The organism is Kitasatospora sp. NPDC051853 (assembly GCF_044452665.1).
GTDB lineage: Bacteria > Actinomycetota > Actinomycetes > Streptomycetales > Streptomycetaceae > Kitasatospora.
In genome coordinates, this window is sequence record NZ_JBITBY010000001.1 from 808,731 (window position 1) to 822,148 (window position 13,418).

General features: G+C 75.7%; 13 protein-coding genes. 5 read left to right on the forward strand and 8 right to left on the reverse strand.

Features of this window, described 5'->3' with window-relative positions; all coding sequences use genetic code 11:
* Window positions 1-173: 173 nt before the first annotated feature.
* Window positions 174-1,091, forward strand: a complete 918-nt coding sequence (locus tag ACIA8O_RS03540; protein ID WP_396291840.1) for a LysR family transcriptional regulator — start codon at window positions 174-176, stop codon at window positions 1,089-1,091.
* A gap of 190 nt (window positions 1,092-1,281) precedes the next feature.
* Entirely contained in the window at window positions 1,282-2,172 is an 891-nt protein-coding gene (locus ACIA8O_RS03545; protein WP_396292114.1) for a Gfo/Idh/MocA family protein, read from the forward strand.
* 16 nt (window positions 2,173-2,188) lie between these two features.
* On the opposite strand, the gene ACIA8O_RS03550 is transcribed toward ACIA8O_RS03545, so the two are convergent.
* From ACIA8O_RS03550 to ACIA8O_RS03585, 8 genes are all read right to left on the reverse strand, one after another.
* The gene (locus ACIA8O_RS03550; RefSeq protein WP_396291841.1) at window positions 2,189-3,517 is read right to left on the reverse strand and encodes a VWA-like domain-containing protein; all 1,329 of its coding nucleotides are present in this window, start codon (window positions 3,515-3,517) and stop codon (window positions 2,189-2,191) included.
* Window positions 3,514-4,734: an AAA family ATPase gene (locus ACIA8O_RS03555; protein ID WP_396291842.1), complete on the reverse strand. Its 1,221-nt coding sequence runs from the start codon at window positions 4,732-4,734 to the stop codon at window positions 3,514-3,516. The genes ACIA8O_RS03550 and ACIA8O_RS03555 overlap by 4 nt, the downstream gene beginning before the upstream one ends.
* A 101-nt stretch (window positions 4,735-4,835) precedes the next feature.
* Entirely contained in the window at window positions 4,836-6,227 is a 1,392-nt protein-coding gene (locus tag ACIA8O_RS03560) for a hypothetical protein (protein ID WP_396291843.1), read from the reverse strand.
* Between the two features lie 100 nt (window positions 6,228-6,327).
* The gene (locus ACIA8O_RS03565) at window positions 6,328-7,521 is read right to left on the reverse strand and encodes an ARPP-2 domain-containing protein (protein WP_396291844.1); all 1,194 of its coding nucleotides are present in this window, start codon (window positions 7,519-7,521) and stop codon (window positions 6,328-6,330) included.
* Window positions 7,518-8,966: a hypothetical protein gene (locus tag ACIA8O_RS03570; RefSeq protein ID WP_396291845.1), complete on the reverse strand. Its 1,449-nt coding sequence runs from the start codon at window positions 8,964-8,966 to the stop codon at window positions 7,518-7,520. Before ACIA8O_RS03570 ends, ACIA8O_RS03565 begins: the two co-directional genes overlap by 4 nt.
* 152 nt (window positions 8,967-9,118) lie before the next feature.
* The gene (locus tag ACIA8O_RS03575) at window positions 9,119-10,123 is read right to left on the reverse strand and encodes an aldo/keto reductase (RefSeq protein ID WP_396291846.1); all 1,005 of its coding nucleotides are present in this window, start codon (window positions 10,121-10,123) and stop codon (window positions 9,119-9,121) included.
* Window positions 10,124-10,163: 40 nt separating this feature from the next.
* Entirely contained in the window at window positions 10,164-10,475 is a 312-nt protein-coding gene (locus tag ACIA8O_RS03580) for a hypothetical protein (RefSeq protein WP_396291847.1), read from the reverse strand.
* A 205-nt stretch (window positions 10,476-10,680) separates the two neighbouring features.
* Window positions 10,681-11,124, reverse strand: a complete 444-nt coding sequence (locus tag ACIA8O_RS03585; protein WP_396291848.1) for a DUF3995 domain-containing protein — start codon at window positions 11,122-11,124, stop codon at window positions 10,681-10,683.
* A gap of 130 nt (window positions 11,125-11,254) precedes the next feature.
* Between ACIA8O_RS03585 and ACIA8O_RS03590 the strand changes: the two genes are divergently transcribed.
* The 3 genes from ACIA8O_RS03590 (at window position 11,255) to ACIA8O_RS03600 (ending at window position 13,404) form a co-directional block, all read left to right on the forward strand.
* On the forward strand, window positions 11,255-11,773 hold the full coding sequence (locus ACIA8O_RS03590) for an RNA polymerase sigma factor (protein ID WP_396291849.1): 519 nt from the start codon (window positions 11,255-11,257) through the stop codon (window positions 11,771-11,773).
* A complete protein-coding gene (locus tag ACIA8O_RS03595; RefSeq protein ID WP_396291850.1) occupies window positions 11,770-12,522 on the forward strand; it encodes an SRPBCC family protein in 753 nt (250 codons plus the stop codon). Before ACIA8O_RS03590 ends, ACIA8O_RS03595 begins: the two co-directional genes overlap by 4 nt.
* A gap of 240 nt (window positions 12,523-12,762) precedes the next feature.
* Complete coding sequence (locus ACIA8O_RS03600) at window positions 12,763-13,404, forward strand: DUF6629 family protein (protein WP_396291851.1); 642 nt, start codon at window positions 12,763-12,765, stop codon at window positions 13,402-13,404.
* The last annotated feature ends 14 nt before the right edge of the window (window positions 13,405-13,418 follow it).

Here is a 13,418-nt window from a genome sequence, read left to right on the forward strand (position 1 = left end):
TCTGGCAGTGTCCGCCGACAACTGAGTACCCGTCAGGCGGTCACGGAACCGCCCGCGGTTCGTAACGAAGATCACGTGGCGGAGGGTCCGACGGGGCGGGAGGGGGCGGTGGGACGGGTGCGGCACCGCCCGGGACGGCGGGAGCGCCCGCCCGGCGCTGGCACAATGGCCTCGTGATCGACGCAAGACGGTTGCGGACCCTCCGGGCCGTGGCCGACCACCGGACGGTGACGGCCGCCGCGGCCGCGCTCTACCTGACCCCCTCCGCCGTCTCCCAGCAGCTCGCCGCGCTGGAGCAGGAGACCGGCCACCACCTGCTGGCCCGGGAGGGCCGGGGCGTGCGGCTCACCGCCGCCGGGGAGATCCTGCTGCTCCACGCCGACCTGGTGCTCGCCCAACTGGAGCGCGCCGAGGCCGACCTGGCCGCCTACCAGCAGGGCGTGGCCGGAGAGGTGACCGTCGCCGCCTTCGCCACCGGCATCGCGCTGGTGCTCGCCCCCGCCATCGCCGACCTGGCCGGCAGCGCGCCCGGCGTCCGGCTGCGGGTGCTGGACGCCGAGGGCGACGCCAGCCTGCCGATGGTGCTGGACGGCCGGGCCGACATCGCGCTGGCCGTCGAGTACCGGGGCGCACCGCGGGCCGACGACCAGCGGCTGACCCGGGTGCCGCTGTACGCCGAGCCCTTCGAGGCGGTGCTCCCGCTCGGCCACCCGCTGGCGGCGGGCACCGGTCCGATCGCGGTGGCCGAGCTCTCCGCCGAGCCGTGGATCGGCCCCTACCCCGGCAACCCCTGCCACGACGTGGTCCTGCTGGCCTGCGAGTACGCGGGCTTCCAGCCCCGGCTGGTGCACTCCTCCGACGACTTCCGCGCCGTGGTCGCGCTCGCCTCGGCCGGGGCCGGGGTGGCCCTGGTGCCGCGCTCGGCGCTGCGCGGGGTGGACCTGGAGGCGGTCGAGGTCCGGCCGGTGGACAGCGCGCTGGCCACCCGGAAGGTGTTCGCGGCGGTCCGGTCCGGGGCGGAGCGCCATCCGCTGGTGCAGCCGGTGCTGGCGGCGCTCACCACCGCGGCGGCGGGGCTCGGCACGGTCTGACCCGCCGTCGGGCCGGGGCGGGTCCGGTGGCGGTCTGGCCCGCCGTCGGGCCGGGGCGGGGCGGGTCGCGGCTCTGGAATATGCTGCCGGGTGTGGCCGGGCCCCACCGGGGCGGCGGCCGTGAGCCGCCGTCAGACGTACAGGAGCGCCGCCGATGAGCCAGCCCGCCGCCGGTCAGTCCGTCACTGCGATGCCGGTCGGGGTGATCGGGCTCGGGGACATCGCACAGAAGGCCTACCTCCCGGTGCTCGCCGCCCTGCCGGGCCTGGACCTGAAGCTGATGACCCGTGACCGGGCCAAGCTGGACCGGATCGGCGACACCCACCGGATCGCCCCGCGCTTCACCGACCTCGGCGAGCTGATCGACAGCGGGGTGCGGGCCGCCTTCGTGCACGCCAGCACCGACCAGCACGTGCCGATCGTGACCGCCCTGCTGGAGGCCGGCATCGACGTCTACGTCGACAAGCCGCTCGACTACCACCTGGACGGCGCACGGAAGTTGGTGGACCTGGCGGAGCGCGAGGGCCGCTCCCTGATGGTCGGCTTCAACCGCCGCCACGCGCCCGGCTACCTGCTCGCCAAGGAGCGCCCGCGCGACCTGATCGTGCTCCAGAAGAACCGCGAGGGCCTCCCGGAGGCCGCCCGTACGCTGGTCTACGACGACTTCATCCACGTGGTGGACACCCTGCGCTTCCTGGTGCCCGGCGAGATCCAGCACGTGGACGTCCGGACCCGGGTCCGGGACGGCCTGGTCGAGCACGTGGTGCTCACCCTGGCCGGCGAGGGATTCACCGCCCTCGGCATCATGAACCGCCTCTCCGGTTCCGCCGAGGAGGTCCTGGAGGTGTCCGGCGCCGACTCCAAGCGCGAGGTCCACAACCTCGCCGAGGTGATCGACCACCGCGGCCAGCCCACCGTCCGCCGCCGCGGCGACTGGGTCCCGGTCGCCCGCCAGCGCGGCATCGAGCAGGTGGTCACCACCTTCCTCGACGCCGTCCGGTCCGGCCAGACCCTCTCCGCCCGCGACGCGCTGCGCACCCACGAGCTGTGCGAGCTGATCGTCGAGCGCATCGGCGAGTGAGCCCGGCCGGGGCCCGTCAGCCGCCGAGGTGGACGGTCCGGGCCCAGGAGGGCGGGACCGGCGGGACGTAGTCCGGGTCGACTTCGTCCAGATCGGGGCAGCCGACGCGGGGGAAGAGGCCGATCACGGTGCGGGCGGGCGGCGGGGCGGACGGCCAGTCGGTCTGACCGTCGGTCAGGACCACCAGGACGTCCGGGCGGGGGCGCAGCTGGAGGGCGCGGGCGAAGCCGGCCCGCAGGTCGGTGCCCCCGCCGCCGATCAGCTCGATGCCCTCGGCACTGCAGAGGGAGCGCGCCGCCCCGGCGGAGGCGTCGCAGGACACCACCGAGACCTGGTCCCGGCGGTTGCCGACGGCACGGGCGATCTCGGTGACCTCCAGCAGGGCCGTGCCCAGTTCCGCGTCGCTGACCGACCCCGAGGTGTCGATCACCACCGCCACCCGGGGCGGGCGGCGGCGCAGGCTGGGCAGCACCACCCCGGGCAGACCGGCCGAGCGGCGGGCGGGCCGCCCGTAGGTGTAGTCCTCGCCCGTCCCGGCCCCGGAGACGGCGGCCCGCAGGGCCGAACCGAGCAACTGCCGCCACGGCTGCGGCGGGTGGAAGGCCTCCTCGGCCCAGCGCCGCCAGCCCTGCGGCACGCTCCCCTGAGCCGCCCTGATGCCCTCCGCCACCCGGAAGCGCACCGCGTCGCGCTCGTGCCCGGCCAGCCCGTGCGCCCCCTCCGGCCCGAGGTCCCACTCCCGCTCCCGCCCGTCGGAGCCGCTGCCGCAGTCCAGCCAGGCCCACGGCTCGGTGAGCTTCCCGAGCCCCACGGAGCGCAGGTACTCCTCCATCAACAGCCCGTCGGGCAGCTTCAGGCGACGTGGCACCAGCGCGCCGGCCGGCCGGACCAGGCCGTCGCCGAACGCGTCGTCGTTGATCTCCAGGTCGGCCGCGATGTTCATCCGCAGGCCTTCGGCCGGGCCGGTCAGGCCGTGCCGCCTCGCGTAGCGCTCACTCCGTCCGTGGTGGTCGCGCAGGAGGTGGGAGACCTCGTGCACCCAGACCGCGGCCAGTTCGTGGAGGGAGGTCTGCGCCACGAAGGACGGGGAGACGTAGCAGCGCCAGTGCGAGTCCACCGCCATGGTGGGCACCCGGTGCGACTCGACCACGTGCAGGGCGAACAGCGCGGTGGCGAGGTAGGGACGGGCCCGGGCGGCGTGCAGGCGGGCGGTGAACAGCTTCTCGCGGTCCAGGGTCTCGGTGGCGGGAGCGGAGGCGGCCGGCCGCTGCTGCGGTGGCCTCGGCTCGGGAGGCCTCGGCTTGGGTGGCGCGGGCTTCGGCACGGGCGCGGTCGGGGTGCTCACCGGCCCACCCCGGCGGCGGACTCGGGCGCCAGCTGGTCCGCGCGGCGGGCGAGCCGCACCGTCCCGGCCAGCCGCTCGATGGTGTCGGGGACGGCCCAGCCGTCCCGGCGGAGCGCGGCCAGGGTGTTGGCCGGGACCACCACCAGGTCGGGTGCGCCGGTCTCCAGGGCCAGGGCCAGCAGTTGCCAGGCCGCGTCCCAGCGCTGCTGGGTCGGCCGGTCGCGCACCGCCGCCACCACGCCGTCCAGCACGGCCTGCCGGAGGTCGCCGCGCTGCGGCAGCTCGGCCGCCGCGGGGTCGGCGAGCAGCAGTTCCGGGTCGGGCAGGTCCATCCGCTCGGTGCTGGCCAGCAGCTCCAGCCCCGGCCCGTCCCCGACCGTGCCGCGCACCAGCAGGGAGAGCACCTCGCGGGAGGACCCGGCGGCGGTGGCGAAGGCGATCAGACGGATCGTCATCTCCCAGCTGCGCGGCGAGGGCCAGGCCCCGCCGCGGCGGCTCTCGCCCTGGGGCAGCCGGTGCACCAGCTCGGGCCGTACGGACAGCAGGGTGCAGACCGCCCGGCGGGCGAAGGCCACCGCCTCCGGCAGACCGTCCGGGTCGAGCACGGGCAGCACGGCGCGCGGCCAGGCGCCGCCGAAGCCGCGCACCACCACCTCGTGATCGTGCGTCCACTGCAGGTGGACGAAGCGGTTGGCCAGCGGCGCGCTCAGCTCCCAGCCGTCGGCGGCCGAGGCGCGGGGGTTGGCCGCGGCCACGATCCGGACGCCGGGCGGGAGCCGGAGGGCGCCGACCCGGCGTTCGAGCACCAGCCGGAGCAGGGCGGCCTGGACGGCCGGGGGCGCGGTGGAGAGCTCGTCCAGGAAGAGCAGCCCGCGTCCCTCCCGGACCAGCCGGACCGCCCAGTCCGGCGGGGCCATCGGCACGCCCTGGACGGCGGGGTCGTCACCGAGCACCGGGAGGCCGGAGAAGTCGGAGGGCTCGTGGACGCTGGCGATGACGGTGGTCAGCGGCAGGCCGAGGGAGTCGGCGAGCTGGGTCAGGGCGGCGGTCTTGCCGATGCCCGGCTCGCCCCAGAGCAGGACGGGCAGGTCGGCGGCGACGGCGAGGGTCAGGGCCTCCAACTGGGGGTCGGTCCCGGGCTCGGTGGTGGTGTTCCCGAGCAGGGTCAACAGCTGCTCGGCGACGTCGAGTTGGGTCATCGGGGCGTGCGTGGTCATGACGGGTCACCTTGGGGGTCTCGGGAGCGTGCGGCGGAATCCGGGCCGGGGTGTCCGGGGCAGCGCAGAACGGGATGGGGCGGGATGGGGCAGGGCGGGGCTCAGCGGTGGAACGCGAGCCGGGGACGGGTCCGGGGTTCGGCGGGCCGGGGCCTTCGGGGTGGCAGCCGGTGCAGGCCCAACAGGCCCGCCCGGTACAGGCCGTGGGTGACGCGCCGTTCGGCCGCCGCCTCCAGCTCCTCGCGGAGCGCGCCCTCGGGGAGCAGCGCGGCGGGGCCGAGCAGCGCCTCGATCACGGCCAGCGCCCCGGCCGTGTCGCCGTGGGCGAGGCGTTCGCGGACGCCCCTCAGTTCCTCCGGATGGCGGTGGGCCCGTTCGATGGTGTGCAGGCACGGCATCGGGGTGCCGCCGAGGGCGCTGAGCAGCTGCTCCCGGTGGAGGTCCGCCGGGTCGTGGTCGAGCGCGCTGAGCGTGCCGTCCACCAGGGCGATCCGGTGCCGGGCACCCCGGCAGTCCACCAGGAGCGGCCCGCCGGAGCGGTCCGAGTGGTCCCGATGGTCCGGGTGGTCCGGGGGCGTGGGTGGTTCGGCCTGGCCGTCCGGTACCAGGGACGCCGCCACCAGGGGGTGCAGCCGGCCCGGGTCGATCGCGCCGCTGTGCAGCAGCACCAGATCGGGCGGTGTCCAGGTCGCGGCGTCGGGGAGGACGGGCAGCGCCGCTCCGTCCCGCGTCGACAACCTCCGTACGGGAAGCGGAAGTTCGCCGCCGTCGAGGGTGGGAGTCGGGGCGCCCGGCTCCAGCACCAGGCGGCGCCCGGCGTCGAGCCGTACGACCACTGCCCGGTCCGGCCGGCCCTCGGCCTCGCGGAGCAGCGCCGCCTCGGCGGCCCAGCGGTCGACCGCGTAGGGAGGACCGAACTCCGCGCCGTGCTGCGGCTGTTGGACCGACCCGGCCCGTTCCCGGAACTCCCCGGCCCGCCGCGCGTCCCACAGGTGGCGGTGCAGGTCGAGCCGGAAGCGCGGGTCGGGGCGCGGGCGGGGGTGCCGGTGGTCGGTGGCGGAGCCGGTGCCGTCGTCGGCCGACCAGAGGGCGAGCGCGAAGCGTTGGCCGCCGTCCGCCCAGACGGGCGGGGTGCGGGCCACCAGGTGTACCGGGCCCGGGCGGCCGGGCAGCCGGTAGCGGGCCAGGGAGAGCGTCAGCCCGCCTCGCAGCAGGCCGTCGGGAGCGCTCCGGGGCAGGTGCCAGCGGAGCAGGTCGGGCGCCAAGTGGCGGAGGTCCGAACGGAGTTGACCGGTGAACTCGCGGCCGAGCGCGCGGTTCACGGTGCGCAGATCGAGGTCCACGTCCACGTGGGCGGCAGCACAGGCGCCCGCCCAGTCGCCGGTGGCCCGGCGGGCGGTGGACTGCTCGATCATGACGGGCGGCACGGCGTACTCGCGCACGCACAGCCAGCGGGAGAGGTAGGAGTCCTCGTGCACGGGGTGAGTGGCCATCAGCACTCACCGAACGTGGACGAGACCCCCAATCCGGAGAGGGAGTGAGTGATCATCGTGGGGGAGCGTAACCCCTGCGGGGCGCGCCGCGCCAGTGGATTCAGCGGGCCTGGTCGCGGTTGCGGTCGCGGTCGCGGTCGCGGCTGCGGTACAGGTCGAGGACGTGCTGCTGGAGCAGGGCGCCGAAGCCGGCCGACTCCAGGCGCAGGCCGAGCTGGTGCTCGGTCAGACCGAGGGCGGTGGCGGCCCGCGGCAGGTGCCAGTCGTGGGAGGCCAGGGTGTCGAGCAGGTGGCCCCGGCGGGTCTGGCTCTCCGAGAGGCGGAAGGTCTTGAGGTAGGCGATCCGGCCCTGCTCGTCGGTGATCGCCTCGCCGATGTGGTTCTCCTGCCGGGGGCGGAACTCGGGGAGGAAACGGGAGAGGGTGAAGCGGTCCATCCGGCGCACCGTCCGGCCGCGGTAGGTGGCCCCGAGCAGCCCGTCGGCCATCGTGGAGTCGTGGAACTCGCCCCAGGCGCGCTCCTGTCGGTCCACCGCGGCGCGCAGCTCGGCGAGCGAGCGGACGGTGGCCCCGCCCAGCTCCGCCCGGAAGTCCGGGACCGGGGCGGAGAGCAGCGCGTAGTGGTACACCAGCTCGCCGTACAGGTCCAGCAGCAGGCTGCGGTGCAGGGCCCGGTAGTCCTCCGGGTGCGGGACGACGAAGGCCGCGGCCGGCGCGTCCGCGACGTACAGCAGCACACCGCACTGGCCCGGGTGGATCTCGAACGCCCTTAGCGCGTCGGCGAGTCCGCGGACGTGCGCCCCGCTGTAGCTCTCCTCCCCGCGCGGCGACAGACCGTGCCGCAGCGCCCGCTCCGACCACTGCTGCCAGGCGAAGGTCGGGCCGCCGAAGTGCAGCGCGAGGTACCCCTCCAGTGCGAGGTGGAGCGGCAGGAAGCGCAGCCGGGTCCGGTCCGCCCGCTTGGCGAGCTTCCCGGGACGGCGCGCCAACGGGACGGACTCCGGTGCGGCGGTGCCGAGTTGGGTCCCGTAGGCGGCGGCCGGGGTGCCGTCGCGGGTCCAGTCGGCGACGAAGCCGTGCGGCATGAAGGAGGTGTACCGGCCCTTCTCGCACTCGACGGTGACGCGGCCGCAGCCACAGCCGCAGCCGTCCTCCTCGCCGTACAGCTCCTGACGCAGCCGCAGGTCGGTGATCGGCTCCTCGCGCACCAGCGGGACCAGCCGGACCCCGCCCCAGACCTGGGCCGGGCGGGTGGTCAGACCACCGAGGTCCAGGGTGAACGGTTCGGTCTTCATCGGGCCTGCCCGGGGTCGAGGAACTGCTCGGTGCGCAGCGCCAGGTGGGCCGTCAACTCACCGATGCCGGTGCGCCCTTCGGCGAACCGGGCGAACTCCGCCAGGGTGGTCAGGTCCGCCGCGTCGCGTAGCCCGGCGGTGGGGACGGTCGGCGCCAGGCGGCGCACGTCGAAGCTCTCGGCGTCGAACACCGGGTTGAGGTGGACGACACTGGTGCGGTGGTCCGGGTCCAGCCGGGTGCGCCAGACCCGCAGCACCTCGGCGGCCATCCCCGGCGGGGAGTTGTCCCACCCGTCCGAGACGATCAGCAGCCGGTCCGGGGCGGTGTCGAGGGCGTCGACGATCCGCCGCCCGAGCGGCGTCGGCCCGAGCGGGTGGAGCAGCAGCGCGTCGGTGCGGCCCGAGGTCCAGAACGCCGTGTACCCCTGCTCGCCGGCCAGCGCCTCCAGCAGGAAGTGGCAGGCCAGGGCGGCCGCCAGCGGGCGGCGGCGCTGCTGCCCGGAGCCGTAGGAGGAGAAGCTGTCGTCCAGCACCGCCGCGACCTTCCCCCAACTCCCGGCCTGCGCACCGGCGGTACGGCGGGCGGCGGTGCGCAGCGCACCGGTCAGCTCGGCCCGGCGGGCGATCCGGTCGGCGGCGGACAGGCCGAGCGCGTAGACGGCCAGCCGGTTGAGCGGCATCCGGGAGAGGTCGTTCTTGGTGTTCACCTCCGACGCCCCCGCGCCGCGGGCCGACTCCTGCAGGCGCAGCCGCTCCATGGCGGTCATCCGCGGCTCGATCTTCCGCAGGAACACCTCGCGCGGGATGCCGTGCTTGGCGGCGAAGCCCTCCGCCACCGTGTACGGCAGCTCGTAGAGCGCGGGCTGCTCGTAGTGCGCGCGGGTCCAGGCGCTCAGCAGCGGGGCCCGGTACTTCCCGGCGCGCTCGGCCGCCTTGGTGAACAGGAAGTCCCCGGTCTCCGCCTCGGCCGGACGCAGGTGCAGGTGACGCAGCGCCAGCTTCAACCCGCCCCGGTACTTCACCGCGTCCAGCGTCTGGTCCGGCCGGGCGGCCAGCCAGTCGCGCAGGATCGCCCGGGTGCGGCGGTTGTTCACCTTCGCCCGGCGCAGCTCGCCGATCAGCCGGTAGACCCGCTGCGGCGGCAGCAGCGCGAGCCGGCGGGCGATCAGCCGCCCCTCGGTGCGGCGCTGCTCCGCGGTGGCGTCCTTCGCGGTCTCCAGCAGGTGGCGCACGATCAGTGCGGCGTTGTGGTCGTTGATGTCGAGGGCGAGCGAAGCGGCGTACGGGCCGCGGTAGTTGACGAGCATGTACTCGTGCAGGAAGGCGAGCGAGAGCTGCTGCTCGGCCGCGTCGGAGTGGAACTCGCGGCGGCCGGTCGCGGTGATCGCGGCATTGACGAAGAGCAGCACGTCGTCGGCGGCGACCAGGTCGCCGTACGTCTCCACGGTGTCTCGTCCTCGTCGGTGGTGCGATGGCTTCGGGGCCGGCCGGGGAATGGGGGCGCGAACTGCGAATCACTGCTTCAGAGGTAGTTACCGGAAGTCGCACCGGAGTCCCGCGGCCGGCCGTCCGACCGTAGCAGAGGAGCGGCCCGGGCTCAGGACCAGGGGAGGCCGGCGCGGGTGAGCCAGTACTCCTCGGCGGGTTCGGCGAGTGGGGCGAGGGTGGTGAGGTGGTCGGGGGAGAGGGCGAGTTCGGCGGCGGTGAGGTTGGAGGCTAGCTGGGCGGTGGTGGCCGCGCCGGAGAGCACGATGTCGGCCCAGGGCTGGGCGGCGGCGGCCGCGAGGGCGACGGCGTCCGGGGTGTGGCCGGTCCGTTCGGCGAGGGCGCGCAGCGGGGCGGTCTCCGGGCCGGTGGCGTTGCGGCCGGCCAGGCGGCCGTTGGCCATGCCCTCCTTCACCACGACCAGCCAGCCGGCGGCGTGGGCCTCGCGCAGGGCGGGCCCGGCGGAGGGCTCCAGCACGTTCCAGGTGGACTGCACGGCGGTGAAGAGGGGTCGGCCCGCGACCGTCACCCCGCTCGCGGCCTCGATGGTGGCCGCCTGGGCGGGGCCGCTGGTGGACAGGCCGATCCGGACGCCCTGGGCGGCGAGGGCCGCGAGCCCCTCGTGCAGGGCGGTGTCGGTGAGAGCGGGGCTGTCCGGGGTGACGGAGTGGATCAGGTAGACGTCGAGGTGCTTGCCCAGCAGCGCCCGGCTCTCGGCGACCTGACGGTCGAACACCTCGGGCGAGTGCTCCTTCACCTCGTGCACCGGCACGCCGGAGGTCCGCCAGTCGGCGGTGTAGGTGTACCCCCACTTGCTCCCCACCGTGACCTGGCCCGCCGCTTCCGGCCGCGCCGCCAGCCACTCCCCGAGGAACTCCTCCGCCAGCCCGTACGACCGCGCCGTGTCCAGGTACCGGACGCCCGCCGCGAAGGCCGCGTCCAGCAGCAGGTGCGTCCGCTCCCGCAGCGCCGCCACGCTCCGCCCGGCCGGCAGGTCCGCCTCCCGTCCCAGGGTGATGTACCCGGGCCGCCCGACCGCCGCCGTCCCCAGCCCGAACCGCCCGATCCCCGCGGCCCCGGAGCTGACGGTGGGCCCGTTGGTGGGCACGGCGACCATGCTGGGGGTCCCTTCGACAGGCGGATTCCGTACCGGAACCCTACGCCACACCGCCGGAACGCCCAGGTCGGGCGGCCTGTCCGAAGAGGGGGCCGAGCGGTTCGCCCTGGTGGCCGAGGACGCGGCAGACCTCGGCCAACGGTCCCCGGGAGCGTTCCGCGAGGCGGGTGAGGACCGTTGCCCCGGACGGCAGGGAAGCCGGGTCCAGCCCGACCGCCACGGCCGCCCGGCGGCGGAGCCCGTCGAGGTCCGGGTGGTCCTCCCGGTACAGCTCGGCGACGGCCCGGAGCTGCTCGGCCGTCCCGCCGGGGGCGTCCCGCCACCACGGTGCGGCGAGACAGAGCCGGAGCAACTCGGGCAGGCCTACGGCGAGGGGCCGGCCTCGCCGTCGAGGCTCACGTAGACGACGGGGCGTTCCTCGCCGCCCTCGCCGACGAAGCAGTAGGCGTCTCCCGAGTCCGCCCGGGCGAACTGCTCCAGGCGTGCCCCGGAGGCGAGGCGGACGCCCTCCTCCGGCCGGTGGTGTCCGTGTTCACCGCGCCACCGTAACCGGCGGGTCAGGGGCGGCTGCGGGCCACCGTCCAGGTGGCGGCGGCGCAGAGGAGGCAGAGAGGGGTGTAGAGGGCGAGGTTGAGCCAGTAGAAGGGGTCGGCGGGAGAGCTGCCGAGGCCGGTGGTCCAGACGAGGCCGGCCAGGGCGCGCAGGAGGAGGCCGGCGGTGATCGCGTACGGGGCGAGGCGGAGGAGCGGGGCGGGGAGGCGGCGGGCCAGGGCGGGCAGGTGGCCGGTGCGGGTGAGGAGGAGGGTGGCGGCGCCGAGGAGGAGGGTGGCGAGGGGGAGGAGGACGCGGGGGGTGAAGGGGACGTCGGCGTTGAGGACGAGGTGGGAGAGGGTGGCCCGGTCGGGGGCGGGCCAGGTGAGGCCGGTGGTCCAGTAGAGGTGGACCGCGGCGTCGGCGGTGAGGACGGCGGCCACGGCGCGGGCGGCGGTGCGGGGGTCCATCGGGACGGCTCCTGGGGGTCGGTGACGGTGCGTCGACCGCAGGAGCGGGCGGAGGCGGCGGAGGTTCCTGTGGCGAGGGTCACAGCGGGGGCGTGGAACGTCCGGGCGCCGGGCGGCCTCTGAGTCGGACGTGGACGGTCCCGAAACCCCGGGCGAGGCAGGCCTCGCCGACCTGGTACGAGCCGCGCAGCGCGGCGATCAGCTGGCGGTCAGCGAGCTGCTGGAGCTGGTCACGCCGTACGTGCGGCGTCTGTGCGGCCCGATCGCGCTGGACGACGGCCCGGACGCGACCCAGGAGGCGCTGATCGCCGTGTTCCGCAGGCTGCGCCAACTCAAGGAGCCCGCCGCGCTGTTCGGCTGGGTCCGGGCGATCGCCGTCCGCGAGGCGGTGCGGCACGTGCGGCGGACGGCGCGCTGCGTGCCCGCCGACCTCTCCGAACTCCCGCGCCCGGGCGACCCGCAGCTCGCCGCCGACATCGAGGACGTGCTGGCCCGGCTCACCCCCGAGCACCGGGCCGTCCTGGTGCTCCGCGACCTGGAGGGCCTGGACGAGCGCTCCACCGCCGATCTGCTGGGCGTGGCGGCCGGCACCGTGAAGTCCCGTCTCTCCCGGGCCCGGCTCAGCTTCCGAAAGGCGTGGCAGCAGTGAACGGAACCCCCTGGCCGGTGGCCGACTTCGACCCGGTCCGCCGCCTCCGGGTGATCGCGGCCGGCACCCCGGGCGCGGCGGTCCGCGAGACGGTCGTTCCGGCGCCGTTCGAGCAGGTCTGGTCGGTCGCGGCCGACCTGGAGCGCACCATGCCGCAGTGGCTCCCGGACATCCGCACCGCCCGCCTGACGCCCCCTCAGGGCACCGGCCGCGCCCACCTCCTGGTGACCGGTCACACCCGCCTGCGGGCCCGCTTCGACCTCGACCTCACCCCGGGCTGGTGCCTGATGCGCAGCCGCTTCCTGCTCGGCGGCATGGCCGCGCACCCCGAGTCCGCCGCCACCACCCGCTTCGCCTTCCTCGGCGCCTTCCGCCTCCCCGCCGCCGGCCCGGTCTCCGCCGTGCTCCGCCCACTCACCGACCCGCTGGCGGCCCGTTCGCTGCGCCGCTTCCGTGCCCTGGTGGAGGCGGTGGCTGATACCCGCGAGGCCGCAGGGACGGCGACGCGGGAGCCGACGACCCGGGAGAGCGTGCGGGCCGCGATCCTGACCTCGCTCGACTTCGCCAACCTGGACATGGAGTTCCCGCGCATCGTGCACTGGCTGGGACGGTTGCCGACGGCGGACCGGGAGGGCCTGATGGACGAGCTGGAGGTGATCGCCAGGACCGACCCGGCCCGCCGGAGCGACGCGGCGTACCTCCTGGACGACCTCGGGCTGCGCCGCGTCGACTGGGAGCGGCTCTCGTAGTGCGGGTGCGCGCGGGAGCGTGGTCCGGCCGGGTGATTCGGGGGCGTCGGGCGCCGTCATTGGGCCCCGGCGCGGCCCGGCTGACGGAGAGTCGGGCGCGCGGCCGCTTTCCCCGGAGACCGAACGGAGCAGAACCGTGCGTGCAACCGCCCTCCTCCCGGGCTTCCTCCTGGGCTTCCATCCGGCGCGGCCGGCGCGGTCGGCCAGGCCGGGCGCGTCCGGGTAGTCCCGGACGAAGCGATGTGCTGGAGCGCGCAGGCGGACCTGGTGATCGGCGCGGCCGTCTCGGGTGTCGGGGTGGTCTGCTTGAGCAGGGTGCGGCACCGCCGTCAGTTGCCGCTGGCGGCCCTGCCGCTCGTCCTCGGAGTGCACCAACTCCTGGAGGCGGTGGTGTGGTTCGGTGCGGAGGGCCGGGTCGGCTCCGGCGCCGCCGGTCCGGCCCGGATCGGATGGGCGTTGATCGCGATGCCGGTGCTGGCGGTGCTGGTCCCGGTGGGTGCCTGGTGTGCTGCGGGCCGCCCGGGCCGGCTGCTCGCCTTCGTGGTGCTCGGCCTCGCGGCGGCGGTTCCCCTGACGGCCGCCGTGCTGGCGGGCCCCGTCACGGCCGAGGTGCACGGGCACACCCTGGAGTACGCGGTCGGCGTCCCGTTCGCCGCGCCGCTCCTGGTGGCCTATCTGACGGCCACCCTGGGCCCGCTCCTGCTCAACCCCGTGCCGGAGCTCCGGCGGCTGGGCTGGTGGGTGGCGGCAGCGGCCGTGCTCTGCGCCGTGCTGTGGCGGACCGCCTTCGTGTCCACCTGGTGCGCGCTGGCCGCGTTGGCGAGCGTCCTGGTGCTGCGCTGGCTGCGGCGGCCGACGGCTGGCGGCCCGGTGAGCCGGTGAGCCGGGGCGGACGG